This is a genomic window from Mycobacterium sp. IDR2000157661 (assembly GCF_022317005.1).
Taxonomy (GTDB): Bacteria; Actinomycetota; Actinomycetes; order Mycobacteriales; family Mycobacteriaceae; genus Mycobacterium.
In genome coordinates this window covers 4,468,017-4,492,900 of record NZ_CP081006.1, presented here as the reverse complement: position 1 = coordinate 4,492,900, position 24,884 = coordinate 4,468,017, and the positions used below count along the sequence as shown (strand labels likewise).

General features: G+C 66.2%; 38 protein-coding genes and 4 tRNA genes. 20 read left to right on the top strand and 22 right to left on the bottom strand.

The window, feature by feature from the left end:
- Positions 1 to 7 precede the first annotated feature (7 nt).
- The gene (locus tag K3G64_RS23050; RefSeq protein ID WP_238887574.1) at positions 8 to 790 is read right to left on the bottom strand and encodes a pyrimidine reductase family protein; all 783 of its coding nucleotides are present in this window, start codon (positions 788 to 790) and stop codon (positions 8 to 10) included.
- Positions 791 to 824: 34 nt separating this feature from the next.
- Between K3G64_RS23050 and zapE the strand changes: the two genes are divergently transcribed.
- A complete protein-coding gene (zapE, locus tag K3G64_RS23045; RefSeq protein ID WP_238887572.1) occupies positions 825 to 1,856 on the top strand; it encodes a cell division protein ZapE in 1,032 nt (343 codons plus the stop codon).
- Between the two features lie 27 nt (positions 1,857 to 1,883).
- Here the strand turns inward: zapE and K3G64_RS23040 are convergent, their stop codons facing one another.
- The 6 genes from K3G64_RS23040 to K3G64_RS23015 form a co-directional block, all read right to left on the bottom strand.
- The gene (locus tag K3G64_RS23040; protein ID WP_238887571.1) at positions 1,884 to 2,414 is read right to left on the bottom strand and encodes a GNAT family N-acetyltransferase; all 531 of its coding nucleotides are present in this window, start codon (positions 2,412 to 2,414) and stop codon (positions 1,884 to 1,886) included.
- 6 nt (positions 2,415 to 2,420) lie between these two features.
- A complete protein-coding gene (locus K3G64_RS23035; protein WP_238887562.1) occupies positions 2,421 to 2,912 on the bottom strand; it encodes a hypothetical protein in 492 nt (163 codons plus the stop codon).
- Between the two features lie 71 nt (positions 2,913 to 2,983).
- Positions 2,984 to 3,580 (bottom strand): methylated-DNA--[protein]-cysteine S-methyltransferase, encoded by a 597-nt coding sequence (locus tag K3G64_RS23030; protein WP_238887554.1) that lies wholly within the window; start codon positions 3,578 to 3,580, stop codon positions 2,984 to 2,986.
- Complete coding sequence (locus tag K3G64_RS23025; protein ID WP_238887552.1) at positions 3,577 to 4,053, bottom strand: RNA polymerase sigma factor; 477 nt, start codon at positions 4,051 to 4,053, stop codon at positions 3,577 to 3,579. Before K3G64_RS23025 ends, K3G64_RS23030 begins: the two co-directional genes overlap by 4 nt.
- 42 nt (positions 4,054 to 4,095) lie before the next feature.
- Complete coding sequence (locus K3G64_RS23020; RefSeq protein ID WP_238887550.1) at positions 4,096 to 4,818, bottom strand: Clp protease N-terminal domain-containing protein; 723 nt, start codon at positions 4,816 to 4,818, stop codon at positions 4,096 to 4,098.
- Positions 4,819 to 4,850: 32 nt separating this feature from the next.
- Entirely contained in the window at positions 4,851 to 5,339 is a 489-nt protein-coding gene (locus K3G64_RS23015) for a polyketide cyclase (protein WP_238887548.1), read from the bottom strand.
- Between the two features lie 76 nt (positions 5,340 to 5,415).
- Here K3G64_RS23015 and K3G64_RS23010 point away from each other — a divergent pair, with 76 nt between their 5' ends.
- Complete coding sequence (locus K3G64_RS23010; RefSeq protein WP_238887546.1) at positions 5,416 to 5,769, top strand: helix-turn-helix transcriptional regulator; 354 nt, start codon at positions 5,416 to 5,418, stop codon at positions 5,767 to 5,769.
- 6 nt (positions 5,770 to 5,775) lie between these two features.
- Here K3G64_RS23010 and K3G64_RS23005 read toward each other — a convergent pair whose 3' ends face one another.
- On the bottom strand, positions 5,776 to 6,201 hold the full coding sequence (locus K3G64_RS23005) for a hypothetical protein (protein WP_238887545.1): 426 nt from the start codon (positions 6,199 to 6,201) through the stop codon (positions 5,776 to 5,778).
- A 355-nt stretch (positions 6,202 to 6,556) separates the two neighbouring features.
- On the bottom strand, positions 6,557 to 7,291 hold the full coding sequence (locus tag K3G64_RS23000) for a PAS and ANTAR domain-containing protein (RefSeq protein WP_238887543.1): 735 nt from the start codon (positions 7,289 to 7,291) through the stop codon (positions 6,557 to 6,559).
- 244 nt (positions 7,292 to 7,535) lie between these two features.
- Here K3G64_RS23000 and K3G64_RS22995 point away from each other — a divergent pair, with 244 nt between their 5' ends.
- The 7 genes from K3G64_RS22995 to K3G64_RS22965 all read left to right on the top strand — a co-directional run bounded on the left by K3G64_RS22995 (position 7,536) and on the right by K3G64_RS22965 (position 12,861).
- Entirely contained in the window at positions 7,536 to 7,844 is a 309-nt protein-coding gene (locus tag K3G64_RS22995; protein WP_238887541.1) for a WGxxGxxG family protein, read from the top strand.
- A 474-nt stretch (positions 7,845 to 8,318) separates the two neighbouring features.
- On the top strand, positions 8,319 to 9,443 hold the full coding sequence (locus K3G64_RS22990; protein WP_238887540.1) for a tyrosine-type recombinase/integrase: 1,125 nt from the start codon (positions 8,319 to 8,321) through the stop codon (positions 9,441 to 9,443).
- A gap of 261 nt (positions 9,444 to 9,704) precedes the next feature.
- Complete coding sequence (locus K3G64_RS22985; RefSeq protein WP_238887538.1) at positions 9,705 to 9,896, top strand: excisionase family DNA-binding protein; 192 nt, start codon at positions 9,705 to 9,707, stop codon at positions 9,894 to 9,896.
- Between the two features lie 208 nt (positions 9,897 to 10,104).
- Positions 10,105 to 10,593: a hypothetical protein gene (locus tag K3G64_RS22980; RefSeq protein ID WP_238887536.1), complete on the top strand. Its 489-nt coding sequence runs from the start codon at positions 10,105 to 10,107 to the stop codon at positions 10,591 to 10,593.
- Between the two features lie 341 nt (positions 10,594 to 10,934).
- The gene (locus K3G64_RS22975; RefSeq protein ID WP_238887535.1) at positions 10,935 to 12,095 is read left to right on the top strand and encodes a MarR family transcriptional regulator; all 1,161 of its coding nucleotides are present in this window, start codon (positions 10,935 to 10,937) and stop codon (positions 12,093 to 12,095) included.
- Positions 12,092 to 12,448 carry a hypothetical protein gene (locus K3G64_RS22970; RefSeq protein ID WP_238887533.1) on the top strand — a complete coding sequence of 119 codons (357 nt, stop codon included), beginning with the start codon at positions 12,092 to 12,094 and terminating at the stop codon, positions 12,446 to 12,448. Before K3G64_RS22975 ends, K3G64_RS22970 begins: the two co-directional genes overlap by 4 nt.
- Positions 12,445 to 12,861 (top strand): hypothetical protein, encoded by a 417-nt coding sequence (locus K3G64_RS22965; protein WP_238887531.1) that lies wholly within the window; start codon positions 12,445 to 12,447, stop codon positions 12,859 to 12,861. Before K3G64_RS22970 ends, K3G64_RS22965 begins: the two co-directional genes overlap by 4 nt.
- 128 nt (positions 12,862 to 12,989) lie before the next feature.
- Here the strand turns inward: K3G64_RS22965 and K3G64_RS22960 are convergent, their stop codons facing one another.
- Positions 12,990 to 13,286 (bottom strand): hypothetical protein, encoded by a 297-nt coding sequence (locus K3G64_RS22960; protein WP_238887529.1) that lies wholly within the window; start codon positions 13,284 to 13,286, stop codon positions 12,990 to 12,992.
- On the opposite strand from K3G64_RS22960, the gene K3G64_RS22955 reads away from it, so the two are divergent.
- The 4 genes from K3G64_RS22955 (at position 13,279) to K3G64_RS22940 (ending at position 15,027) form a co-directional block, all read left to right on the top strand.
- Positions 13,279 to 13,533: a hypothetical protein gene (locus K3G64_RS22955; protein WP_238887527.1), complete on the top strand. Its 255-nt coding sequence runs from the start codon at positions 13,279 to 13,281 to the stop codon at positions 13,531 to 13,533. The genes K3G64_RS22960 and K3G64_RS22955 overlap by 8 nt on opposite strands.
- A gap of 390 nt (positions 13,534 to 13,923) precedes the next feature.
- Entirely contained in the window at positions 13,924 to 14,370 is a 447-nt protein-coding gene (locus K3G64_RS22950) for a hypothetical protein (RefSeq protein ID WP_238887525.1), read from the top strand.
- A 19-nt stretch (positions 14,371 to 14,389) separates the two neighbouring features.
- On the top strand, positions 14,390 to 14,605 hold the full coding sequence (locus tag K3G64_RS22945) for a hypothetical protein (RefSeq protein WP_238887524.1): 216 nt from the start codon (positions 14,390 to 14,392) through the stop codon (positions 14,603 to 14,605).
- Positions 14,602 to 15,027 (top strand): DUF6941 family protein, encoded by a 426-nt coding sequence (locus tag K3G64_RS22940; protein ID WP_238887522.1) that lies wholly within the window; start codon positions 14,602 to 14,604, stop codon positions 15,025 to 15,027. The genes K3G64_RS22945 and K3G64_RS22940 overlap by 4 nt, the downstream gene beginning before the upstream one ends.
- Positions 15,028 to 15,155: 128 nt before the next feature.
- On the opposite strand, the gene K3G64_RS22935 is transcribed toward K3G64_RS22940, so the two are convergent.
- From K3G64_RS22935 to K3G64_RS22905, 7 genes are all read right to left on the bottom strand, one after another.
- Positions 15,156 to 15,515 (bottom strand): DUF6907 domain-containing protein, encoded by a 360-nt coding sequence (locus K3G64_RS22935; RefSeq protein ID WP_238887520.1) that lies wholly within the window; start codon positions 15,513 to 15,515, stop codon positions 15,156 to 15,158.
- Positions 15,512 to 15,826, bottom strand: coding sequence for a hypothetical protein (locus tag K3G64_RS22930; RefSeq protein WP_238887518.1), 315 nt, complete (start codon positions 15,824 to 15,826; stop codon positions 15,512 to 15,514). Before K3G64_RS22930 ends, K3G64_RS22935 begins: the two co-directional genes overlap by 4 nt.
- Positions 15,823 to 16,188: a hypothetical protein gene (locus tag K3G64_RS22925; protein ID WP_238887517.1), complete on the bottom strand. Its 366-nt coding sequence runs from the start codon at positions 16,186 to 16,188 to the stop codon at positions 15,823 to 15,825. The genes K3G64_RS22930 and K3G64_RS22925 overlap by 4 nt, the downstream gene beginning before the upstream one ends.
- A gap of 108 nt (positions 16,189 to 16,296) precedes the next feature.
- Positions 16,297 to 16,371, bottom strand: a tRNA-Val gene (locus tag K3G64_RS22920).
- Between the two features lie 13 nt (positions 16,372 to 16,384).
- Positions 16,385 to 16,455: transfer RNA gene (locus K3G64_RS22915), tRNA-Cys, on the bottom strand.
- 27 nt (positions 16,456 to 16,482) lie between these two features.
- A tRNA-Gly gene (locus K3G64_RS22910) sits at positions 16,483 to 16,555 on the bottom strand.
- A gap of 107 nt (positions 16,556 to 16,662) precedes the next feature.
- Positions 16,663 to 17,124, bottom strand: coding sequence for a DUF6636 domain-containing protein (locus K3G64_RS22905; protein WP_238887515.1), 462 nt, complete (start codon positions 17,122 to 17,124; stop codon positions 16,663 to 16,665).
- A 116-nt stretch (positions 17,125 to 17,240) separates the two neighbouring features.
- Between K3G64_RS22905 and K3G64_RS22900 the strand changes: the two genes are divergently transcribed.
- From K3G64_RS22900 to K3G64_RS22885, 4 genes are all read left to right on the top strand, one after another.
- Positions 17,241 to 17,312, top strand: a tRNA-Val gene (locus tag K3G64_RS22900).
- Between the two features lie 107 nt (positions 17,313 to 17,419).
- Positions 17,420 to 18,022 (top strand): hypothetical protein, encoded by a 603-nt coding sequence (locus K3G64_RS22895; protein WP_238887513.1) that lies wholly within the window; start codon positions 17,420 to 17,422, stop codon positions 18,020 to 18,022.
- Positions 18,022 to 18,546: a flavodoxin domain-containing protein gene (locus K3G64_RS22890; protein ID WP_238887512.1), complete on the top strand. Its 525-nt coding sequence runs from the start codon at positions 18,022 to 18,024 to the stop codon at positions 18,544 to 18,546. The genes K3G64_RS22895 and K3G64_RS22890 overlap by 1 nt, the downstream gene beginning before the upstream one ends.
- Before the next feature lie 71 nt (positions 18,547 to 18,617).
- Positions 18,618 to 18,827: a hypothetical protein gene (locus K3G64_RS22885; protein ID WP_238887511.1), complete on the top strand. Its 210-nt coding sequence runs from the start codon at positions 18,618 to 18,620 to the stop codon at positions 18,825 to 18,827.
- A 22-nt stretch (positions 18,828 to 18,849) separates the two neighbouring features.
- On the opposite strand, the gene K3G64_RS22880 is transcribed toward K3G64_RS22885, so the two are convergent.
- Positions 18,850 to 19,182 (bottom strand): DUF3618 domain-containing protein, encoded by a 333-nt coding sequence (locus K3G64_RS22880; protein WP_238887509.1) that lies wholly within the window; start codon positions 19,180 to 19,182, stop codon positions 18,850 to 18,852.
- Positions 19,179 to 19,580, bottom strand: coding sequence for a phage holin family protein (locus K3G64_RS22875; RefSeq protein WP_238887507.1), 402 nt, complete (start codon positions 19,578 to 19,580; stop codon positions 19,179 to 19,181). Before K3G64_RS22875 ends, K3G64_RS22880 begins: the two co-directional genes overlap by 4 nt.
- Positions 19,581 to 19,976: 396 nt before the next feature.
- Between K3G64_RS22875 and K3G64_RS22870 the strand changes: the two genes are divergently transcribed.
- Positions 19,977 to 20,567, top strand: coding sequence for a hypothetical protein (locus tag K3G64_RS22870; protein ID WP_238887505.1), 591 nt, complete (start codon positions 19,977 to 19,979; stop codon positions 20,565 to 20,567).
- A 168-nt stretch (positions 20,568 to 20,735) separates the two neighbouring features.
- Here the strand turns inward: K3G64_RS22870 and K3G64_RS22865 are convergent, their stop codons facing one another.
- Entirely contained in the window at positions 20,736 to 21,605 is an 870-nt protein-coding gene (locus tag K3G64_RS22865; protein ID WP_238887504.1) for a L,D-transpeptidase, read from the bottom strand.
- A gap of 243 nt (positions 21,606 to 21,848) precedes the next feature.
- Between K3G64_RS22865 and K3G64_RS22860 the strand changes: the two genes are divergently transcribed.
- The gene (locus tag K3G64_RS22860) at positions 21,849 to 22,616 is read left to right on the top strand and encodes an alpha/beta hydrolase (RefSeq protein WP_238887502.1); all 768 of its coding nucleotides are present in this window, start codon (positions 21,849 to 21,851) and stop codon (positions 22,614 to 22,616) included.
- Here the strand turns inward: K3G64_RS22860 and K3G64_RS22855 are convergent, their stop codons facing one another.
- Both K3G64_RS22855 and K3G64_RS22850 read right to left on the bottom strand, forming a co-directional pair.
- Complete coding sequence (locus K3G64_RS22855; protein WP_238887500.1) at positions 22,617 to 23,336, bottom strand: GAF and ANTAR domain-containing protein; 720 nt, start codon at positions 23,334 to 23,336, stop codon at positions 22,617 to 22,619. It abuts the gene before it with no gap.
- A 131-nt stretch (positions 23,337 to 23,467) separates the two neighbouring features.
- Positions 23,468 to 23,965: a DUF1990 family protein gene (locus K3G64_RS22850; protein WP_238887499.1), complete on the bottom strand. Its 498-nt coding sequence runs from the start codon at positions 23,963 to 23,965 to the stop codon at positions 23,468 to 23,470.
- A 36-nt stretch (positions 23,966 to 24,001) separates the two neighbouring features.
- Between K3G64_RS22850 and K3G64_RS22845 the strand changes: the two genes are divergently transcribed.
- The gene (locus K3G64_RS22845; RefSeq protein WP_238887497.1) at positions 24,002 to 24,868 is read left to right on the top strand and encodes an aldo/keto reductase; all 867 of its coding nucleotides are present in this window, start codon (positions 24,002 to 24,004) and stop codon (positions 24,866 to 24,868) included.
- Positions 24,869 to 24,884: the final 16 nt, after the last annotated feature.

Genomic DNA, 24,884 nt, shown 5'->3' with positions numbered 1-24,884 from the left:
GTGCGGCTCAGCGGCTCCGGACGTAGCGGGTGTACAGGTAGCCGTCGTCGTCGGTGAGCACGTGTGCCGGCCGCATCCGGGTGAGCACCTCACCGGGGCCGGTTGCGATGCGCGCGGCGGCGCCGCCCACCAGGAACGGCGCCACGGTCAGACACAGCTCGTCGAGCAGACCGGCGCGGATAAGCAGTCCCAGAATCGCCGGGCCACCCTCGCTGAGCACCCGGTACAGCCGGCGCTCGGACAGGATCTTCAGCACCGTGTCGCCGTCCACCTCGTCGGGCGCCGGGCCCGACGCATCGATCACGTCGGCGACCTCACCCAGGCGCGCCCGGGCGGTGCCTGCGGACTCGGTGCAGGTGAAGACCAGCGGCGGCACCTCGGTCCGGGTGAAGAACAGGGTGTCGGGGTCGAGGTTGCCGGAGCGGGTGATGACGGCGATGGGCGGCACCTCGGACTGCCCGCGGCCCTGGCGGGCGCGCCGCAGCGCGACGGGCACCTGGGCGCCGGAGTAGTTCTCCGTGCGCACGGTCGCGCCGCCGACCAGGATGACGTCGGTGGCGTGGCGCATGAGGTCGAACACCAAGCGGTCGCCCGCGGCGCCGAGGTCGCCGGTCTTGCCGTCGGCGGTGGCTCCGCCGTCCACGCTGGCGATCATGTTGCCGCGCACCCAGCAGGCCTGCAGCCCGTCGGGGTAGGCGTAGAAGTCGGCGATCCGAGGGTCGGCGACCTCGACCGGCGGGCCGTCCGGCCCGAGCACCGTGAACTGGATCGCGGGGGCCGTATCGGGCATGAACACGATTGCAGCACGCCGTTAGGGTGCCTGCATGCACGGGTCCGGCGCAGTGGCGCATCTGACCGATCGGCATCCGAACGTGACCCCGGAACGGTTGATCGCCCAGTTGGTTCCGCCACCGACTTTCGCCGAGGTCGGCTTCGACACCTACATTCCCGATCCGGACGAGCCGTCGCAGGCGGGGGCGGTGCAGGCCTGCGTGCGGTTCTGCGATCAGGCCGTCGAACGCCGATTGGGCAGGAAGAAGTTGTTCGGCCGCCGACAGGTGCTGCCCGGTGTCGGGCTCTATCTCGACGGCGGTTTCGGCGTCGGCAAGACCCACCTGCTGGCGTCGTCGTACTACGCGGTCAGTGCGGCGTGCGCCGCCCCGTCGGCATTCGCGACCTTCGGCGAATTGACCCAATTGGCAAGCATTTTCGGCTTCGCGGAGTGCATCGACCTGCTCGCCGGGTACGTGGTGGTGTGCATCGACGAGTTCGAACTCGACGACCCGGGCAACACGACGTTGATCTCGCGGCTGTTGTCGGCGCTCGTCGAGCGCGGCGTGTCGGTGGCCGCGACGTCGAACACCCTGCCCGAGCAGCTGGGGGAGGGCCGCTTCGCCGCCCAGGACTTTCTGCGTGAGATCCACACCCTGGCCGCCATCTTCGAGACCGTGCGCATCGACGGACCCGACTATCGGCATCGTGACCTGCCGCCGGCCCCCGAGCCGCCCAGCGACGCCGAAGTCGCCGAACGGGCGCGGCAGGTGACGGGTGCGACGCTGGACGACTTCGACGCGCTCTGCGCGCATCTGGCCACCATGCACCCGTCGCGATATCTGGCGCTCATCGAGGGGGTGAGCGCCGTGTTCGTCACCGGGGTGCACCCGCTCGACGACCAGAACGTGGCGCTGCGCCTGGTGTCGTTGACCGACCGGCTCTACGACGCCGGCATCCCGGTGGTGGCTTCGGGCGCCAAGCTCGACACGGTGTTCAGCGACGAGATGCTCGCCGGTGGCTTTCGCAAGAAGTACCTGCGCGCGACGTCGCGGTTGCTCGCCTTGGCGCGCCCGGGGGCGTGAGGCTGCACAGCCTCAGCCTTCGGCACGCTACAGAGTCCGCACCATCACGTAGTCCTGCTCGACGCCGGCGCCCAACCGAAAGGTCTTGTTTCCCGCGACGGCGAAGCCGTGCTTGGCGTAGAACCGCTGTGCGCGCAGGTTCTGCTGGTTGACGCCCAGCCAGACGGAGGCCGCGCCGGACTCGCGTGCCCACTGCACGGCAGCGGTCATCATCGCCGCCGATGCGCCTGCACCGTGGCTGTCGGGGAGCACGTACATCTTCGACACCTCGACCGAAGGCAGCAGCGTGACGGCGCGCTGTACGTCATCGTCGTCGGGGACACCGCGAATCAGCATGGCGTAGCCCACGATTCGGCCTTCCGCGCGCGCGACCAGGACTGCGCGGGCGGGGTCGGCCAGGTAGCCGCGGAACCGGTCGGGGGACAGGTTCTCCTCGACGAAGGCGGCGATGTTCTCCGGCGTCACCCGCGGTGGGCAGGCAAGTGGGAAGGTGCGGGCGGCGACGTCGGCCAGCTCGGCGAGATCGGCGTCGGTGGCCGGGGCGACGTCAACGCCCAACGGCGCTCACATGTTCCACTGCGCGAGGTGCTCACCGGTGATCTTGTCGATCAGCACCACGTTGGACACCAGGTCGCGGTAGCAGTCCCAGAACACCGCGCCGCTGACCGTCGACCCCGCCGGCGCGTTTGTCAGCGCGTGCTGCAGGGCGTCGGGTGCGTCGGTGTTTCGTGGCTCGTAGGCGTCGCCGGTCGCGGTGACACCGCGGAAGCTGTAGGTGATCGCTTGCGCATACGGCGTCGGAACCTGGATCGAATGCACGGAGACCCAGGCGCGCCACACCTGGTTGCGCGGAGGACGCGGGGGATAGCCGAATCCGGGTGGGACAGGGGAGGGATCCACGGCGTGGACGGTGATATCGGCGATCAGCCCTTCGAACTTCACCTGCAGCGTGTCACCCAGCCGGCCGATCGGCGCGTTCGCGGCCGATGCGGGCGCGGCCAAGATTCCGGCGACGGTCGCCATCGCGGCGACGAAGAGCACGAACCAGCGGCGCATCCCGGAATGATCGCACAGACTGAAACGCGTTACAGCCGCTTCCCGGGCCATGCTCCGCGTCGAAGGCTCCGTCAGGCCGCCGCCTCGAGGTTGAGCAGCGTCGACTTGGCCCGCGCTCCGCCCACATACCGGCCCGTCGAGCCGTCGGAACGCACCACCCGGTGGCACGGGATCACCACCGGAAGGGGGTTGTGCGCACAGGCGGTTCCCACCGCGCGAACGGCGCGTGGACGGCCGACGGCCGCGGCCACCGCCGCGTAGCTTTCGCGGCGCCCGTAGCCGATCTCGCGCAGATGCTCGATGACGCTGCGCCGGAAACCGTTGGCGAGCCGCAGATCAACCGGGACGTCGAAGAAGGTGCGGCGCCGGGCGAAATATTCGTCGAGTTGCCGCGCCGCGTTGTCGAGGCGGTCGGGTGCCCGCAGGATGCGCGGGCTGACGGTCGTCGCTAGCCGGGCGAGCACGGCGTCGTGGTCCTCGACGCCGTAGGCGACGCGCACGAGTCCCGCGGGCGTGGCGGCCAACAGCAGCGGGCCGACGGGCGAGTCGACGGTGCGGTAGGCGACATCGAGGACACCGGCCTCGTCGGCCTGCCGTTCCAGCCGCCGGTGCAGCCGCGCCAGCGTGCGGCCGTCGGCGTGCAGATCGTCGAAGATGTTGACACTCATGATGTTTGATCCTTCGGGTAGGTCTTGCGTAGCGTCTTGATGCCGTCGGCTGCGGCGCGGCGGGCGGCGTCGGGCGAATTGCCGAGCAGCTTCGCGATCTCTGCGAACGGCAGGCCGGCCACGTGGTGGTAGGCCACCGCGTGGCGCTGTTTCGTGGGCAGCCGCGACAGTGCTTCCCACAGGTCCTGGTCGTGTCCGGCCGGATCCGCTTGCAGCGCGGGGACATCGGACATGGTGTCGGTGGGCGCCGCCCGCCGCGAGCGGGCCCGGCTGACATCGATGGCACGGCGGTGGGCGATGGTGACCAGCCAAGCCTCGACATTGGCGTCGGCGGGCAGGTCCGGATAGGCGAGCATGGCCGACAGGAAGGTTTCCGACCAGGCGTCCTCCGCGTCAACGGGGCCGACCACCGCGCGGCACACCCGCAGCACCGTCGGCCCGTACTCGGCCACCACCTCTTCGAATGGGCGCACCTTCACATCCTGGTAGACGTCGCGGCGTCACCTGATGTGAGATCAGCCCTTCGTGAACGGTTCCAGCGCGGCAGCCAGGTCGGCTTCGAAGCGGTCCCGGTCGACGCCGAGGCGGTGCAGTGGACCGTCGCCCTCCTCGGCCTCCAGCAGGGCGACGAGGATGTGCTCGGTGCCCACATAGTTGTGGCCCAGGCGCAGAGCCTGCCGGAACGTCAACTCGAGGACTTTCTTGGCGGCGCCGTCGAACGGGATCAGCGCGGGCACGTCTCCGTCGGCCCTGGCCGGCAGGCTCACCGTTTCCGATACGGCGTCGGCGTCGACGCCCTGTCCGGCCAGCAGCCTGACCGCGAGCGCGTCGGGGTCGGCGAACACCGCCAACAGCAGGTGCGCGGGGGTGATCTCGGTGTTGCCGGCTTCGGCGGCCCGGTTCTGCGCGTCGACGACGACGTTGCGGGCGCGGGGGGTGAAGCGGCCGAACCCGGCGTTGGGGTCCAGCGCGTCGGCGCCGGGTGCCTTGGGAACGAACCGCTTCTGAGCGGCCTGTTTGGTGACGCCCATGCACTTGCCGATGTCGGTCCAGGAGGCTCCCGAGCGCCGGGCCTGGTCGACGAAGTGACCGATGAGGTGGTCGGCGATCTCGCCGAGCGACTCCGCGGCCAGCACCGCGTCGGTGAGTTGATCGAGGGGTTCGGAGTGCACCGTCTTGATCACGTCGATCAGGTCGTCAAGGCGGACCGGGTTGGTGATCTTGGCGGGTTGCGTCATGGCGTCAACTTTAGGTTGACGTTTCGCCGCCGTCAACCGTGGGTTGGCGCGGCGGGGTAGCCACGCCGGACGGTGCGGTCCAATATGCCCAGCGTTGCGCGTAGCGCTCCCTCGGAGACGACCGGGAAGATGCCGGCATCACGCCAGTGCTGGTCGATGTCGGACCAGTCGTAGAACGAAGTGACCACGGTGCCGTCGTCGGCGGGGTCGAGTCGATAGCCGTAGACGTGGCCGATCTGCGGCTTGATCTGGCCGGTGATCGTCCATGCGATGAGCCGGTCCTGCTGGTATTCACGAATGGACACGGTCACGTCGTACTTGCCGAGCGGAAAGTCACCCAGTGCTTCACGGTCCATGTGCACGATGAAGCTGTCACCGACGGCGCGGACCACGCTGCCGGTGGCGTCCTGCAGCATGCCGGTGGCGTCGATCGCGACGTGTCCCTGGGGGTCGCACAACACCGCGAAGATGTCGGACGCCGGCGCGGCAAGGGTGCGGTGGACCTCGATGCGATCGGTCACGGGCAAATCCTCTCGGGGTGTGGAGCTTGGCGAGATCCGTTTTCGGGCTGTGCAGTAGGGGTATCTGAGGGACGGAATGCGCAATCACGTCCAGTCCCCCCGAACGCAGCCGACGGCCCTGCGTCGGGCGATCGACTTCATCCACGACAACGCCCACCACGACATCACGCTGGGTGACATCGCGGCGTCGGTGAACCTGACTCCGCGTTCGGTGCAGTATGCGTTCCGCCGCCACCTGGGCGCGACGCCGCTCGAATACCTGCGCCGGGTGCGGCTGGAGCGCGCACACCGCGAACTGCAGACGGCCGACCCGCGCGTGGACACCGTGATGGCGATCGCGGGCCGCTGGGGGTTCACCCATGCGGGCAGGTTCAGCAGTGTCTATAAGCGCACGTTCGGAACGCCTCCGAGCGAGACGCTTCGCCACTGAACCCGCCTATCTCGGGAAGAATCCCTCGCGAGTGAACAATCCGGGCTGCCAGCCGCGCTCCCCGAGGCACAGCAACGGTCGTCCGTCGGGGGCCTGAGCGGCCGACTGCGGCTTGGGGCACGGCGCTCCGATTTCCTGAACGCCGTACAGCTGATAGTGGGCGACCCAGAAGCCGGTGTAGACGGGTGGCCACTGGTTTGCGATCCAGCGGCATTGCAGCACTTCGCCTCCGGGGCCGCGGCCGAACGTGAACCGCTCCATGTTGGTGCAGGGCCCGGCGAGGTGGGCGTCGTAGACGATGCCCGGCACATCGGTGGCGTAACGGCCCGGCGTATCCGGGTAGTCGGTCTCGGGGTCGGCGGAGGCGAGCGGGGTAGCACATGCGGAGGCGGCGCAGGCGATCGCTGCGGTGACGAGAACTTCGCGAAGCATGACTTCACCCCTTGGTCGTGACACCCCGTTTTCGGTGTTTGCCTGAGCCTAGTAGGTGGGGCGCGAGGGACGGGTGTTTTCGCCTCAGCCCAACGCCCTGTCGAACCGCAAGCCGCACGGCGAGTTCCCCTTCCGCGGACGCTAGGGGTATCCCTGATTCCTGCCTTGACGTCAAGTCGTCAGCGATCTGCCGTCGTTCGCGGCGATGGAGGGCGGCCCGCCGCCGTCGGGGGAACACAAGCGGCGGGCCGTTACAGAAGACGGTACGAATGCAGTCCGAGAGTGAGCTGAGAATGCCCCGTGCAAACCCGAAGAGAAGCGGCTGTGGTCGCAGGGTGCGTGGCTCGACCCTCAGTCACCCGTCGAGCGCGTTACGACCACGGCAGGTGTGCTCGTTTTCCAGGGTGAGCAAGAAGTGATCGATTCGGCTTCCCGGCTTCGCTCGCATGTCCGAGAGTCGCGGCATTTCCTCTACCAGAGTCTTGGCGACCTCATTGAGTTTGATGTTCAGCTCTTGGGAACGCCACCGCAACACGTCGAATGCAGCGTCGGAGTCGATGTCGTAGGCCAACATCAACATGCCCTTGGCCTGCTCGATGACTGCCCGGTGGGCCACGATGTCGTCAAGTTTGTGTCCGATTGAGTCCTGCACATCCTGTTCGACGGCGGCCGTCACGTCGATGTAGAAGCCGCGGGTGGCCTCCACCTCGCCGCTGCTGTCGGTCACTATCTCACCCACCACGACCACTCGACGCGTCTTCCCGGAGTTGGTGATGATGCGGTGTCGCCCGGCGAACGGTGCTGACGAACGGTTCAGCAATCCCTTGATCAGTTCGAGGTCGTCGGGGTGTTTGTGGCTCAATACGAGCTCGGTGGTCGGTTCGACCTCGCCGGGTTCGTATCCGTGAATCCGTGCGACCGTGTCTGACCACGTCCAAGTGTCGGTGTCGTAGCGGTACTCGAAGCGACCCACTCGTTGGGGTAGGCCACCCAGCAGCGCCTTGTCCAGCGGCCCCGGGGCGACCCCGTCGGTGCCGGTGTCTGATTCCGGCGCGAAGCCTTCCATTCTGGTCGGCGGAAGTTTCTCCACAGCTCAAGTATGCAGATTGCTCCCCCCTCCCGCGCACCGTTTCCGCATCGATTGCTGGCTGCTCATGGCCAGCCGTGTGGGAACTGTCACACAACCGGCATGACGTGCGGTTTCGTCCACCATCCCAATGCAGCGACTGAAGCTGTGGTTTAGCTGCGCACGCATTGGCAATAGAGCAACGCGAGTCGGCGGGTTCAGCACCAGCCTCGAGGCTTATCGCTTCCCATACTAGAAGGAGCACGACATGCAGAAGACAGTTGCGACCGCGGCCACCACTCTGGTGCTGCTGTTCGGCGGTGCTGGGGTCGCCAATGCCACCGAGTTGAGCGCGCCCGCGCCGGCGACAACGACCACGACCGTCGCTCAGGCCGAGACAGAGGACGACGGCGGTGACAACGGCCTGTGGGGTCTCGCGGGCCTGCTCGGCCTGCTCGGGCTGCTCGGACTGAAGCGGCGCAAGGACGCCGACTATCCCGCCACCCGTGGCGTTTCTGGGACCACAGCTACTGGCCCCACGGGTGCCGGGCCGGCGAATCCCACCGGGCGCGTGTAACTCCGCGAGCTACAAGACGCCACCTGCCCCCGTCAGTGTCTCTGCTGGCGGGGGCAGCGGTGGTCGACAGACCTGGTATATGACTGTCGGCCATCTTCGACAAGAGACGGGTGGCCGACGGCCTCAACGCCGCCAATGGCTTCCATCGTCAGTAGCGACCGTCGATCACCGAACGCGAACATGACCCCCTACGCCGCGCTCCCGAGTTCCCCGGGTCGCCTTGCGACACTCACACGCGGTCAGCATTCGGTCGACCAGCCCAGACGTGCGGCAATGCTGGTGCGCGATACTGGGATTGAACCAGTTCAATCAGTTTGCTAGCAGTTGTGGGTTGACCAGCGCAAATAGTGGATCTACCTGCCCTGACCCGACACAGTGTAGCGCAGTCACGCGGAATCTCGCGGAAAGTTGATACAGTTTCGTTAGCTCACAACGAGTTCACGAGTTCACGCCAGTATTCAGCGAGGTATCGCAGTGGTGCGAGGAGAAGGCCGAAAGCCGCAGAAGCGCGGCGCGTTCGGTACCGCCCACAAGCTCCCCAGCGGCCGGTACCGGGCGATGTACCGCGGCCCCGATGGGCGCCGGTATTCGGCACCTAGGACGTTCCTGACGGAGAAGGACGCTCGCGGGTGGCTGTCGCTGCGGCAGTCCGAAATCATTCGCAAATCGTGGGTACCGCCCGAGGCCGACGAGACACCCCAGCCGAAATTGACTTTGCGAACCTACGCCGACCGCTGGCTAGAAAACCGTGACCTGAAACCGCGCACGCATGAGCACTACCGGATGCTGCTAGACGACCACATACTCCCCAAACTCGGTTCGAGGCCCATCGCATCAATCACCGCCGACGATGTGCGCGACTGGCACGCCAAACTAGGCAAGAAAACCCCCACGCTGCGGGCGCACGCTTACGGGCTGTTGCGCACCATCATGGGTACCGCCGCCAGCGACGGAAAAATCAGCGCGAACCCGTGCGTGATTCGCGGGGCAGGCAACGCCAAGCGAGTACACAAGATCCGACCTGCGTCGCTCGACGAAATAGAAGTGATTACCGCTGAGATGCCCGAGCAATACCGCGCAATGGTGCTGCTGGCCGCGTGGTGCGCGCTGAGGTTCGGCGAACTCACCGAGTTGCGCCGCCGCGACATTGACTTCACCGACGAAGTTGTCCGCGTCGAGCGCGCAGTAGTCCGCACAGATGACGGCTTCCAAGTGACCACACCAAAGTCTGAGGCCGGCGTCCGCGACGTGGCGATACCGCCCCACCTGCTGCCCGCGCTCGCGGACCACCTAAAGCGGTTCGTCGCCAAAGAGCCTGACGGGCTGCTGTTCCCGGCCGCGCACGGCGGGCACCTCGCACCGGCCACGTTGTATCGCCGCTTCTACACAGCACGCAGTAAAGCCAAGCGCCCTGACCTCCGCTGGCACGACCTACGTCACTCCGGCGCTGTCCTCGCCGCAGCAACCGGCGCGACGTTGGCCGAACTGATGGCGCGACTCGGGCATTCAACTCCCGCCGCAGCGATGCGATACCAGCACCGCGCAAAAGGACGCGACCGCGAAATCGCCGCGCTGCTATCCAAACTGGCGAATGGTTGAGCGTTTGCCTCTTCGCGAAGCGACACGCCGACCCGGCGCGGTCAAGCTGAAAACTGCGGAAAGCTGAGTAAACTAGCCACTGCTTACCCGAGTAGGTGCGACCCAGGCGGTCAACCGAAAGGGGCGTTTACGGTCCAGGTGGCCTGAGCGCGTCTCCCCGGTGGAGTTACGTCGAGCAGCGAATCGCAGTGCCCGTGTAGTGCGGACGGCGGCGATATGCGCTCACGAACTCCGCACTCTCGCGCTCCCTGGGAGACGCACATGCCTGACCCCATACGGCACCGATATGTCACCATCCTCCAAGCCGCCGAGTACCTCGGCGTAACAGACCGAACTGTCCGCGCCATGATCGCCGATGGCCGTCTGCGTGGATACCGCTCCGGTAACCGGTTGATCCGCCTCCGCATCGACGAAATCGACGCCTCAATGCAGCCAATCGGCGGTGCGTCGTGACATGCAGACTCGCTGAGCAGCCGCCGCAAATAGAAGTCCGGGCCTCCGCAGAAGGCCCGGACCTAGCAGATGTCACCACCACCCGCACAACAGATACTACCGTTCGGTGCCGACGCTGCCGGCGCAGAGTATGGGCGCATCGCAGCGTGTCTCGGCTTGCCGGAGCGGTTTGTTGGCGTCACCTCCGCAGCGAGGCGGTGTCGGCGGCATGAGTACAGCACAACAAATTCGCCCCATCGGTCCCCCGCCCGGCGTAGCTGAGCTCCTTATCGCGGCGCTCCTGTACTCGACGCCCGCTGAGGCGTGCACGGTGTTGGCGCACGTGTCCGACGACGACGTTGATTGGCCGTTGTCGCCAATTCTTTCGGCGGTGCGCCGTCTGTCGGCCGCGGGTGTGCCGCCGTCCCCGCAGTTGGTCGCTGATGAGTTGCGCCGTGAGGGCAAGCTCGACCGGCAACTAGGTGTCACGTTGGCGTCGGCGACGACGGCGGGTGCCTGCGGCTCAGCGGCGCGCCACTACGCCGCTGCGGCGGTCGCCGAACGGCTGCGTCGGCTCACCGAATCGGCCGGTGCGGCTCTGCAATCGGCCGCTGAGTCGTCCGCGGAGGCCGACCTCGCACCGTTGGCGGCACAAGCCGCCGCCCAGGTGCGCGACTGCGCTGACCGGCTCGCCGCGCTTCGGGGCGGTGAACTGTGAGCGGATTCCTTGAAGGTCTAACCGGCGCAACGCCACCCGACGACACGCTGCTTTATATCCCCCCGGACAACAGCGCAACACCGCAACAGCCCAGTTCAAGTGAGGTGCCGACCCTTGCGCTGTTGCGGCGAATCCTTGACCGGGTCGCCGCCGAGGTACGAACGCGGGGACTGGTCGGTGAGGAACGGCTCGCGCAGACGCTGTATCTGGTGCTGACTTCGCGGCTGCTCGACAAACAGGTATCCGCAGGAGTGAAAGGCCATTCGGCGTCGGGCAAGTCCTACACCGTTGAGACGGTGGCCAAGATGTTCCCACGCGACGCCTATCTCGAGTTCACCGCGATGAGTGAGCGGGCGCTGGTCTATTCGACGGAGGAGTACGCGCACCGCACGCTCATCGTCTATGAGATAACGGCGCTGCGTGAGGGTGTCGAAGACGACATGACGAGCTACTTCGTGCGGTCGCTGTTGTCGGAGGGCCGCATCGACTACGCGGTCACCGTGCGCGGCAAAGATGGCGGTTTCACCACGAAGAAAATCGTCAAGCAGGGTCCGACGAACCTGATTTTCACCACGACGAAGACGCAGGTTCACGCGGAGAACGAGACGCGGATTTTGTCGCTTGCCACTGATGATTCACGCGAACAGACAGCGCGGGTGCTGCTAGAGATTGCCGCCGAATCCGGCGGCGGGCGTGAACTCGAAGAATGGCACGAACTGCAACGCTGGCTCGCTGAACAAGACAATCGAGTCACGATCCCGTACGGGCGGCGGCTCGCCGAACAGGTGGCGCCGGTCGCTGTGCGGTTGCGCCGCGACTTCGCTTCGCTGCTCGCGCTGATCCGCGCACATGCGGTGCTGCACCAGGCCAGCCGGGACCGCGACGACGACGGCCGCATCATTGCAACCGTCGATGACTATGCGGTGGTGCGCGAGTTGGTAGCCGACACCATCACCGAGGGCGTCGGACAGACCGTGCCGAAGACGGTGCGCGACACCGTCGCCGCGGTCGCCGCGTTGGCGTCCGAGGAAGGCGTCACGCTGCGCAGCATCGCCGAGGAACTAAAACTCGATAAGTCCAACGCCAGCAGGCGGGTGCGGATGGCCGCCGAGGGCGGGTATCTGCGGAACTTGGAAGACAAACGCGGGAAGCCGGCGCGCTGGGTTATCGGTGAGCAGCTGCCCGATGAGTCCGACCTTCTGCCGGACCCTGCGCAACTCGCAACACCCGACACCACGGTTGAGCAGGACTGTTGCGGTGTTGCGCCGAAATCTGACAGAGAAGACAGGCAGGACCTGTCCCGCCAACACCTCGCGACGGGCGCGACTGGCGCACAGCCGCTCGGCGGCTTGACCGCTGAGACGCCCGGTCAGACCGCCCGCGTCCTGAGAATCCTCGCCAAGAACAACACGTTCTGCCCCGGCTGCGGCACCTACTACGCAACCAACGGCAACCACCGGGACGACTGCACCGCTCGAACAACAGAAAGGAACAACGCATGACCGACAACAACTCATATCCGCCCGACTGGGACATGACCCCGCCACCGGACCCGCTCGATCCGCGTCTCGGTGACGTGCTCGACTCGATACAACCGACTAACGCGGAGCGCGCCCTCGTAGCCGACCTTGTGCACCGCTACGTCAGCCGCGACCAGAGTTTCGCCGCGACGTTTGAGCACTTCTGGTGCGACCGCTACACCGACAGGCGTTGGCACGTCGTGTTCCTGGCCCTTTTGGAGCAGTTCGCGACGATGGCCGTTGGGACTCAGGGTGAGGATCTCGCAGTCGACCGCCTGGTTGAGGAGCTCGAGGAAACACGCAAGTCAGTCACACAGTTCGGCAACGAGTCATGACCGACACCATCGGCCCGCAGTTGGCCCGCGCCGCCGCAGGAACCGACCCCCGCGGCATCCTGGTCTTCGAGTATTTGCCCGACGACGTTCAGCGCGCCGAGGACTCGACGCAAGCCGCCGACTTCCAACGCCGCCAATTGCACCAGTTCGACACGCCCGCCGTGTGGGGCACCAGCGACCCCGACGAACTCGCCGCAGCAAGGACGCGGGCCCGAACAGTGCTGACACGGGCCGGGATGAGCACCCTACGCGCCGCCGCACGGCCCGCCACCGACACCGAACGCACACTGCTGGCGCATCTCGGCTACACGCTGCCCGACGAACTATTCACCGCAGTCACATTTTTGACCACCGGCGTCCGTAACCGCCGTTGGCCGCAGTTAGAAATCCAAATCCTGGAGGTAACCCCATGACCGAATCCATCAACCCCACACCGTCGCCGACCGTGATGCCCGGCCATCTGCCTGGCACCGAACCCGAGACCCCGGACGAGGAACGCCCGCCGCGCACGATGGAGTGGTACGAGGAAGAAGTTCGCAAGCTACGCAAGGAAAGCGCGAACTACCGCACCAAACTGCGCGACGCCGAGGCGACCATCGAGGAAGCCGCCGCGCAACTCGGCGCGATGCGGTCGGTCGAGATAGAAAGACTTGCCGCCGAACACCTCAAAGACCCCTCCGACGTGTGGCGCGCACACGCCGACCCCGCCGCGTTCCTCGATGACGAGTTCGGCACCGTTGACCCGGCGAAGGTCGCCGAAGCGGCGCAGAGCCTTACGGAAGCGTGCACCTGCGCCGCCGCTACCACCAACACCCGACAAGGACAACACCATGACCACATGGGGCGAAGGCACCACCCGCGGCAACCGCAAAGCCCGCACCGACACACTCGAACACGACAACTACGAATGCCAGTCGCGGCTACCAGGATGCACACGGCAGGCAGCAACAGCCATCACCGTCAACGGCCAACTACAAAGCGCCTGCCCCCACTGCATCGACAGCCCACCGCCAGCCGCGCCGAAGGCCAAGCGCACAGCCCGCAAGAAAGCAGCCGGCCAAACAACATCCCGGACCGCGACATGAACTACCATCGAACACGTCGGTCATGGGTAACCGTGACACCCGAAGACCGACCAGCGCACGGCAAGGCACGGCACGGCTCAACCAATCCCGAACAGGAAGAGCCCGATGAACACCAACCAACCCCGACCAGTGCGCGCCCCGGACATAGGCCAGCCGCGCAGCTAACACACCCGCAGGGGATTAGCGCAGGTCAAGTGGGGGTGCCGGGTCCCCCAGTTAACCCCCGCAGACGACCCAATCGGCATAGCGTCTCGGGTTCTGTACGGGTTACGGAAAAACGGGGCACCCTCGCTGAACTGCGGTTTCACAATTCGCCGATTACCGACCGCACGCTAGGTGTCCCGTTTGGGACAGGTGGTTTGTGCTGGTGAGGAATGGTCGGTTGGAGACGTGGGTGTGCACGATTCCGTGCGGTTGGTGTGGGGCGCTGGTGCCGGAGATGGAGTCAGGGCGGCCGCGGCGGTGGTGTTCGGATGCGTGCCGGATGCGGTCATATCGAGCACACAGACGGATGACACTGGCGGGCCAATCCAGGTGACCTGCGCTTATGACAGACTTGCTCGGGTGGCCATACCGATCTACGACGTGGAGATCTCGGCCAGAATCAACGAGAAGATCAACAGTAAGAAACCCGGCATCACAAAAGACGAGGTGTGGGATGTCTGCTATAGCCGCGATCATCAGGCCAAATGGGACTACGACGAGGGCAATGGCGGTTGGAGGTTGTTGGTTAAAGGACGCACGATTGGCGGCAGACCGCTATTGGTAATCCTGCACCCAGAGGACGAAGACCAGGGAAAATGGCGCTTGAAGACGGCCATTGCCGAGGATGGATAGTGAAGGGCAAGATGCAAAGATGACGCACCCAGAGGATGAATACGACGAGTCGGATACCACAGCCGAGGAGTTCAACGCGATGTGGGAACGGGCTACGCCGACCAAGACCGTCGTGCGCCAGATGCACCAAGCCCGTACAAGCATGGCGCCAACTGAAATAAGGATCACCGCGGCGGCGTGGACCAGAGCGCAGTCCGAGACCTCGTCGGCGTATGCGCGCGCCGCAACAGGATGAAGGCGACGCTGCTCCTTTGCGATCACGCAGCCGTAGCCGACGGCAAGCTGTATATCTCTGGCGGCGGCTGGTCGATGGTCAGCCCGAACGTGACCGGCTTCATTGCTCTACTGCTGGCAGTGCCGTGGGATCTCGCTAACCATGACCTCGAGCTCGAACTCGCTCTGCGCGATGAGGACGGAGACGCCGTTCCGACGCAAGATCCACTCGGCAACGAAGTTCCGTTGAAGTTGGGCGCAAAACTTCAGGTCGGCCGACCTCCTGGGCTGGTTCGAGGTATCAGCCTGGATGTGCCGCTTGCCATCCCGTTGCCGCCACTGGTGCTTCCGCCCGGACGCCGCTTCGAATGGGTACTGACCATAAATGGCGAAACGAAAGAGGAATGGCGACTACCATTTCTCGTCGTCAGCCCGCCCACATAGCTAAGGGCCGTTGTCGGTCGTTCTGGCGACTTCGCGAATAGGCATCGCGCTCTCAACAGAATGGAATCGGCCCGCCACCCGGGCTCCCGGGTGGCGGGCCGAACAAATAGATGAGACGTGGGACCGTGCTAGCTGGTTCCTTCGATGACGTCGGCGGCGGTGACGAGCGCCTGGGCTAGCTTCCGTGCCTCTGTTGCAGTCAGTCGTGCGGAGGTGTCGACGTCGCGCCCTGGAAGCTCGACATGCAGGTAGCAGTCGAGGGGTGCGCCATCGTGCTGGCGGTGCGGCATGACACCCAGCCTGCTCGGGAACCGCCCTGCCGCCTCAACTTCGACCGGCTCCAACTCCAGCTCGATGTAGTCGACCGGCCCCCAGCAGCTCTGATCCTCGCGGCACCATTCATCCGGGTGGCCGTCGCCGCGGTCGCACCACGGCGTGCACACGACCGGCGACACGGGGTTGGGGACCAGGCGCAGCGTGGTGGTCATCGCTGCACCCATCCGTCGAGTTCGTCCGCTGTCGCAAGAACCAGGGCCGCGAACTGGCGGGCCTGATCCGTCGTCATCGGTGAGCCTGACTGAACTTCTATGTGAACACCGGGTGCTTCCTCGAGGGTGCCGTCGTCGATATGACCGTCCGGCATCTGAATCGCCGCCCCCATGACGGTGGCGCGCCCGTGACCCTCGACGCATCGGTCCGCGGTCCACACCACCCGATACTCGTAGTCCCAGTCACCCCACGTACTCAGGGTGTGCGCTCCGGGCGGCGGCGGAACATCGGGGATGGTGGTCGCGTTCATCGCGGCCCGTCCAGCCGGTCGAGGTCATCCGCTGCCCCCAGGAGCGCGGTAGCGAGCTTGCGGGCCACCTCGCTGGTGAGCTGGTCCTCCCATCCGATCCCCGTTAGGCGGATGCAGCGGTGTTCCACGGTGCCGTCGAACAGTTGGGTGCCGTCGATGGAGACGTTGGCCGGACCGTCGTTGAAGGGAATCTCGGGGATCTCGCGGATGGGGCCGGCGAAGCACCGGAACCGCTCCTCGCCGAAGTCCGTCCATTCGTTGACGTGCACAGCGCCGGCGGGTCGGCAGTCGGGTGTGTGCGTGCCGATGGCGCCGCAGCACGGGCGGGTGGCGGAGTCGACGGGGTACGGATTGGTGGTCATGGCTAGCTACCTCTCAGTGGGGTTGCTAGCGCCCTGCGTGACCAGTTCACATGTAGTTCACGCGGCCCGGCTTGGGCTTTGAAAACCGCCTCTGACGTGCGGCGGAATTGGTGCGCGATACTGGGATTGAACCAGTGACCTCTTCCGTGTCAGGGAAGCGCTCTCCCGCTGAGCTAATCGCGCCGGATCATCATTGAGGTGGAGACGGGAATCGAACCCGTGTGCACGGCTTTGCAGGCCGTTGCCTCACCACTCGGCCACTCCACCGCTGGGGTTGATGCCACTGCACCTTCGAGCGGATGACGGGATTCGAACCCGCGACCCTCACCTTGGCAAGGTGATGCGCTACCAACTGCGCTACATCCGCGCGCCACGAACGGCACGCCGCCCGTCGCGAAGGACGACGATAGTCCACGACAGCAGACCTGCACAAATCTCCACGATGCCGCCGATCCGGTCGAACTCGGAGCGCACTCAGTAGAAGTCGAAGCCGTCGCGGGCCAGGAAGAAGCCGTGACCGCTGGCGGCGGCGGCGCAATTCACCCCCTTCGTCCGGACCTCGCAGCGCAGGGATCCCGACGATATGGAGTCGCCGTAGTCGACGACGGAGTCGCTGTTGAGCGCGGTGTCGCCGGCGCACACAAAAGTGGCGTCACCGTCGGCGATCTGCAGGCCCTGTCCGAAGTCGGTGAAGTCCGGACAGTCGGCAGGCCGCGGCGGCGGTGCCCAGTCGCGCTCGCGGATGTCACATCGGACGTACTCCGGCCCGATGTAGCAGCCGATGTTGCCGCTCGGGGTCGTGAACCCGGTGATCTCGGTGACCACCTGGTCGGCGACGAGGACGACACGCTCCTCGACCGGTCGAGCGCCGCCGGCGGATGAGAGCGCGATCAGCATCGCGGCAGCGGCCAACAGTGCACCGTGAGTCCTCGTCATGCGTCAAACGATAAATGGACGTTCGTGTCACCGCAGGCGAACTACCTGCGGATTCAGGCCGGAAAAGGCCACCGTGCTAATCTTCGACGTCGATCGGTCATTCGGCCGAACTCCCCGGTCTCGTAGCTCAGTGGGAGAGCGTCCGCCTCACACGCGGAAGGTCGCTGGTTCGAACCCAGCCGGGACCACTCCTCAGGACGGCCTCACCGCTAGCCGCGGAGAGGGGCCAAAGTCCCGAACTGATACGCCGAGAGCCTCTGGCCCACCACATCCGCCGCGGTCCACGATGAGTTTCATGACCCCGACGCGCGCTGACCGCATGCTCATCGAAGCGGCGATGCCGAGGTTCGACGCGGTCATCACCGAGCACACCGTGGTGGGTGCCGACGTTCACACCACATTCGCCGCCGCCCGTTCGCTCGACCTGCTCACCGTTCGCACCCCGTTGGTGCTGGCATCGATGTGGCTACGCAATGTTCCGGTGCGCCTCCTGGGGGCGCCCCCACCGCCGGCGCGACAACTGATCCTCAGCGAGGCGGGAACAATGCCGGGCTGGTTGGTGCTCGGCGAACGCGCCGACCGCGAGATCGCCTTCGGTGCCGTCGGGAAATTCTGGCAGCCGGTCATCGAATGGCGGGATGTGCCTCGTGACGAGTTCGCCGGCTTCGCCGAACCCGGCTGGGGCAAGATCGCCGCCAACCTCTCGACCATTCCCTATGGCGAGGGATCGACTCTTCTCAGCTACGAATGCCGCACTGTGACAACCGATCCGGGCTCCCGGAAGCGATTCCAGCGGTATTGGTGGCTCATTCGGCCCTTCGTCGGCCACATCATGCGAGCGACGCGGCAAAAGGTCAGATCCGACGCCCAAGCGGTATCGAGACCGAGGAGTCGATGATGCGGGTGCTGATCGCGTTCGGGTCAAAACGGGGCGGAACGGCGGGCTTGGCCGGCATGATCGGCGATGCCTTCACCGACGCCGGTGTCGAGGCGATGGTCAGCACCGCCGGTGATGTCGACGACCTGACCGGTTTCGACGCCGTTATCGTCGTGGGCGCGCTGTACATGAACCGCTGGCACCGTGACGCTCGCCGATTCGTCAGACGCCATAAGGACGCGCTGCGTCGGCTGCCGGTGTGGCTGGTCAGTAGCGGGCCGCTCGATGATTCAGCCGAAGAACACGACATCCCGCCGACGCCGCAGGTGCGCAAGATCGTCACGACGATCGGGGCGCAAGGCCACGCCACCTTCGGAGGTCGCCTGGAATCGGGCGCGAGGGGGTTTCCCGCCCACGCTATGGCCAGGGACAACGCCGGTGATTGGCGCGACCAGACCCATGTCAGGCGGTGGGTCGGCAGTGTCTGCCGGCACTTGGCTTCTCAGCGGTCGGATACGAATGGTTCTGAGTCGAGGCCATCGTGAGGTGCAACGGCAACGACCGCCACGGTGCAAGATTCAGTTAGCAACGGTGAATTGCTGTCAGGAGGTGTCGAATGGAGCACACGGAAGCATCAGGTCAGCCGACCAATGAGCCCGCCCCAGCAGGCGGAGACTTCGAATACGACGAAGCCCACGATTTCTCCGGAGCGCAGGCTAGGGGTGGGGACCGGACCTCGCACCAGGTGACGGCGCCCACGGGCGGGACCACCGACGTCGGCGGCGATTTCGGCTACGACGAAGCCCACGACTTCCGCGCCCGCTGAACGCCGCGGGATAAGCCGTCGATCAGCGGCGCCGCCGCCAGATCAGGATGCCCACAGCCAGCGCGCTGACCAGGACGATGGCCGCCACCGGAATCGTCCGCTGCGGGTTGTCGGTGGCCGTGTGCCGCACCGCCTCGGCCGTCTCGACGACGCGCTGCCTGGTCTCGTCGACCTTCTCGCGGGTGCGTTCCTTGGTCTCGTCGATCTTGTCCCGGGTGCGCCCCTTGACGTCCATTTTGGCCGTCAGCGCCTCGACGGTGTCGCCGAGTTCGGCGCGGGTCTGCTCGATGTCGGCCTCGATGTCCTTGATGTCGGCGTCCGGTCCCGGTTCGGGGCGGGGATCTGGTGCGGTCATGAACGCGCGTCCTTCAACTCCTGGATGTCGGCTTTCACCGTTTCGACGGTGCGCGGCGCCGCGGGAGTGGCTTCGCGCGCCTGGTTCCGTCCGATCAGCGCCGCGACGCCGGCGACGATGAACAACACCGCGCCCACGATCAGGGCCGCCGCCCAGACGGGCAGGACCAGCGACAACGCCGCCACCGCAGCGGCGATGAACGTCGCGGCGCCGAAGAAGGCGAGCAGGCCCGCCACGCTGAACAGCCCTGCGCCGAGGCCTGCGTGCCTGGCCGATTCCTGGAACTCCTTTTGCGCCAATCGCATTTCGTCTCGAATAAGCCGGGACGTCTGCGTCGACAACTGACTCATCAATTCACCCATCGACGCATTCGTCGCGGGTTTGGATTCCACGCTCATCTCATTTCCAACCTCTGACCTGCTTGAGCTGTCCTCTCCGAAGTGCCCGGGGTGGGGGGTGTCGAAACCCCATCAGGGCTTCCAATCCGTCAGCAAACGTGCAATGGCCTCCGATGACGAGTGCGACTCCGGTCGGCAACAGTTGGGTATCGCAGACACCGGCACCGGCCGATTTCGGAGACATTGAGTGGTGCGTGCAGTCGAAGCGGTCCGCTGCGTTGCCTATCCATGCCGAACCAGTCACCTTTTGGAAACGGTGCGGTGCGGCGTGGTGCGTGGGGAGTTGGGGGCTGGTCATATTGACGCGGTCGCTTACCGCGGCCTCATCGTGGCATGCAGGTCTGCTTGCCACAGGTGAGCGGAATGTCTTGAGCGTGAGTGAAGGGAACGACGCCGATGACGACCTTTGATCGAGTGAGCATCTCAGCAGTGCTAGGGGCTGGGTTGTGCGGGGTAGCACTGGCGTTGAGCCCGGCCGCGACGGCCCTGCCCCCGTTACCGACCGGCGCCTACGAATGCGTCGAAGCATCGGCCGGTGAGGGTGCCCCGGGCGCCCCTGGAGCCCCGGGTGCAGCCGGTGCCGGCGCGGCCATCTGCGCTCCGGTGAACAACATGTCGGGTGTTCCGATGGCCTTCCCAGGGCCGGTTCCCGTCGCACCACCGGTTCCCGTCGCACCACCGATTCCCGTGGCACCGCCGATCCCGATGGTTCCGCCGGTGCCGATCGCGCCACCGGTTCCCATCGCGCCACCGGTTCCCATCGCGCCGCCGGTTCCCATTGCGCCGCCGGTTCCCATCGTGCCGCCGGTTCCCATCGTGCCGCCGGTGCCCGTCGGCGCAGGACCGGTGGTCGCCGGTGCTCCGGCGGTAGGCGCGCCGCTCTTGGAGATGGGTGGCAGCGCCGCCGGCAAGGGAGAGCAGGCAGGTCCACCGCGAGCAGGAGCGCCCGCGCCGGGTCAGCCGATCATGCCGGGACCCACGGGCTGACGCCCCGCGACAGCATTCCGGGTTCGGCCCGGCGGCGAGTACGATTCGCCGCCGGGCCGATTCCATTTGAGCGCCAGCACTATTCGCGCGACTTTCACACAGTTGAAGGTGGAGTGACGGCCGGTCGCGGTGCGCGAGGTCGTCACTCCACCTTCCGGTGGGGTCACGTCAGCGGGATATGACTCGAGGGACTTCGGCGGAGTTCTCCGGTGGTGCCACGGGTCGGGGGACCTCGACGCTGTTCTCCTGCACGATCACCGGGTCGCCGACGTTGACGGTGTTGAAATACCACTCAGCGTCTTCGGTACTGAGGCTGATGCAGCCGTGGCTGATGTTCTCGTGACCGAGTGCATTGACGGCCCACGGGGCCGAATGCACGAAGATGCCACGGCGAGTGATCCGAACGGCGTACTCCACATCCAGTTTGTAACCGTCGGGCGAATCCACGGGGATGCCGACGCTGCTGGAATCCATGAGCACGTCGCGCTCCTTGGCCAGAACCGTGTACGTGCCGACCGGCGTCGGATACTCCGGTCGGCCCATGGACGCCGGAAACACCCCCGGCTTGCCGAAGTTCGGTCGGTGATGGGGTGCAGGCAGGCGGGCAGCGTCGACACCGTCGATGGTCACGGTGAACGTGTGATCGGAGACGTTGGCCACCCCGACGACCGCCGGGCCCGTCGCGAAATTGGTGGTGCGGCCGCCGACGGAAAGTGCCACGGTGCTGTGCGCCGGCCAGAATTTGTCGGGAACCCATTGCACCACATCGTTTTCGATCCATTCGAACCTGCCGGTCATGGCGGGTAGCGAGGCGATGTCGACGGTCCGTTCGGCCGCGCGCTTGTCATGGACGGGCGTGCCGAACGTCACCACGATCGGATGCGCCACGCCCACCACCTGCCCGCGTGCCGGCAGGATGGACGCGATGGCGTCACCAGCTGGTTGGTACGCCGCCGCCGCGCTCCGGTCAGTGGGCACCGCGGCCACACCGGTGGCGACCACGCTTGCAGTCAGAACGCACCGAACAACCCCACGCATGGTTCCCGGCTCCCTTGAAATTACAATAGTGTCAATTCATGCTATGGGTCCGATGCCGAATTATGGTCAAGAGCGATAACGCAATTCGGTTAAGTCTGCATCACGCTCCGGCCACGGCAGGTGATGGCGCATGGCGGTCACCCTCGACGTTAGCGGTCGGCGATCAACCGGTGCCGTGGCCTGCGTTCCGCGACCTTGTCTACCCCCGAGTGGCGTAGGGAGTCCGACCGGCATACTGGCCAGGTGCGGCCGGAACGAACCGACAGAGCCAAGCCGCCGATCCTCTTCATCCACGGGGTGTTCGGCAGGCCGACACTCATGGAGCCGTGGATCCGGTTCTTCGAGTCGGCCGGATTCGACTGCAGCGCACCGGTACTGCCGGGCCGAGAGCCCACCGACGATGGCGTGTTGGCGCGCACCGACATCCAGGACTGCTTCGAGGTCGCCCTCAGCGCCTACGACCAACTGGACCGGGCGCCGATCGTCATCGGCCACAGCATGGGCGGTCTGCTCACGCAGAAGATCGCCGCCGCACGCCGCCCGCCTGCGGCCGTGCTGCTGGCTTCGATCCCGGCAGGGGTGCTGTGGCCGCAGCTGCGGGCACTACCGCATCTGTTCCCCCTGTTGCCGAGGATCCTGGCGGGCAAGCCGTTCTTCCCTTCGGAGCGGACGCTGCGGCAGGTGCCGCTCAATACGTTGTCCACCGAGGAACAGGACGAGCTGTTGCCGAGGCTGGTGCGCGACTCCGGCCGCGTCTTTCGCGAAATGTCGACCGGTGCCTCGTCGACCCGGGTGAACACCAAGAACATCACCTGTCCGATGCTGTGTGTCAGTGCCGGAGCCGACCGCAATGTCGCCCCGTGGATTTCGCGCCGCCTCGCGGCCCGCTACGGCGCCGAGCACCAGGTGCATCCCGGGTTGCCGCACTGGATCATCGCGCCGTCGGCCGTCGACGACGTCGCTCCACCGGTGCTGGGCTGGTTGGCGAAGACGCTCGGGTTGGCGGACTGACTAGTTCGCCTGCGCGTGTCGCCCCTTATCGACCAGCTCAGTCGCGATCTTGATCAGCGGCACATTGGAGTCCTGAGACAGCTTGCGCAGCACGCCGAAAGCCTGAACGGCGTCGACACCGTAGCGCTCCATGATCATGCCTTTGGCCTGTCCGATCGTGTCGCGGCTGGCCAGCGCCCGCTGAAACTGCTCGTCGCGGCGCGCGGCATTCCAGGCGATCGATGAGTGCGCCGCAAAGATGAGCCCCATGGTCCTGCTCTCGGCGGTGAAGGCGTTCGGCTCTTCGGAGTAGACGTTGAGCGCTCCCATCGACTGGTCGGCGATGAACAACTGGAACGCCATGATGGCGCGGATGGGTGTCTCGGCCAGCGCATCCCGCCGATAGTGGGGGAACCTGTCGTCGGTATTCAGATCGGTGACGTGGATGACCTTCTCCTCCCACGCCGCCGTCAGGCACGGGCCCTCCCGATAACGCGCCTGTATCTTGTCCAAGAGCACCGGGTACATGTGGGTGGCCGCTGGGGTGTCGACCTCTTTGGCGTTGCGCGTCAACGTGATGCCGGCGTACTGCGCACCGGGAATCTCGACGGCCGCATGCTCGGCCAGTTCGGCGACGACGGTCTCCGAATCGGTGTCGGGCCGTTCGTGCAATCCACGGACCAACTCTGCAATGCGCAGGTGGGTGGCCTCCATGCCGCTGGGTTCGTTCGTCATCACCATCCGGACGTCCTTCGCTGAGTTCCCCTAATTTACGCGGTGTAAGGGGCCGGGATACACAGATGGCTCCTGTAGTCGACGACAACGGGCGATGTCAGCGCTTGACCGGCCGGTTCCGAGCCGCTGGCCAGCCCTTACAGCGCCCGCAGGTACCGATCGGTGACGACCTTCTGGATGAGCGAGGTGATCGGTGCCGCCATCCGGCTCCACCACGTCGCGTGACGGGAGAACGCCGTCACTTCGGCCACCACCTCGTCGCTGACCGGGTCGTGGCGCACCAAGAACAGCTCCTCGCCGGTTTCGGCGTGTCCGGGCAGGGTGCCGTAGGCGAACCCGCGTCGGTCGGCCTCATCGACGACGTAGACCACCCGACACGGCGCCGCGACCGGCCCCAGATGCACGATCACCTCCGATCCCACGTCGGCCACCTCCGTCGTGGCCTGCACCCGGATGCCGGCGCCCCGCAGCATCCCCCAGCGCATCCCGTCGGCGGCAGCCTGCTCGAAGCGGGCGCGGCCGTGTCCGACGACGGCCGATTTGCGGACGTGGTGGTATCCGGAGGGCAGGTCGCCGGCGGTGGCGCCGACCTCCCGGTACGTCAGCGGCAGCGCGGCGAGATCGCTGAGCTTCATCAGCCCACCCTGTCACTGTCGGCGTACGGTCAGTGCATGACCTCCCACGTGGCGCAGGAATCCGGCACCTTCACGCTGGGCGACCTCACGGTCAACCGGCTCGGATTCGGCGCCATGCGGTTGACGGGGCCGGGAGTGTGGGGACCACCGGCCGACCGCGAGGAATGCCTGCGGGTGCTGCGGCGTGCCGTCGAGCTCGGCGTGAACTTCATCGACACCGCCGACTCTTACGGGCCTTCCGTATCCGAGGAGTTGATCCACGATGCGTTGCACCCCTACGACGGCGTCATCGTCGCCACCAAGGCCGGGCTGTTGCGCACCGGCCCCGACGACTGGACGCCGCTGGGCTTTCCCGCCTACCTGCGGCAGGAATGCGAGATGAGCCTGCGTCGCCTCGGCGTGGACGCCATCGACCTGTTCCAGCTGCACCGTATCGACGCCAAGTTCCCCGCCGAGGACCAGGTCGGCGAGCTGGCGAAGCTGCAGCAGGAGGGCAAGATCCGCCACATCGGTCTCTCGGAGGTCAGCGCCGAACAACTCGAGGCCGCGCAGAAGGTGGCGCCGATCGTGTCGGTGCAGAACATGTACAACGTGACGGTCCGCACGGCCGAACCCTTGCTGGACGCCTGCGAGGCACAAGGCATCGGCTTCATCCCGTGGTTCCCGCTGGCGGCCGGGCCGCTGGCGGCGCCCGACGGGCCGCTACAGCGCATCGCCGCCGAGCACGGCGCGTCTGCGTCGCAGCTGGCGCTGGCCTGGCTGCTCAAACGCTCACCGGTGATGCTGCCCATCCCCGGTACCTCGAAGGTGGCCCATCTCGAGGAGAACGTCGCCGCTGCCGAGATCCAGTTGTCCGACGACGAGTTCGAGACGCTGAGCAAAGCCGGGTCGGCCGGCCGGTGAGCCTGGCAATACGGTG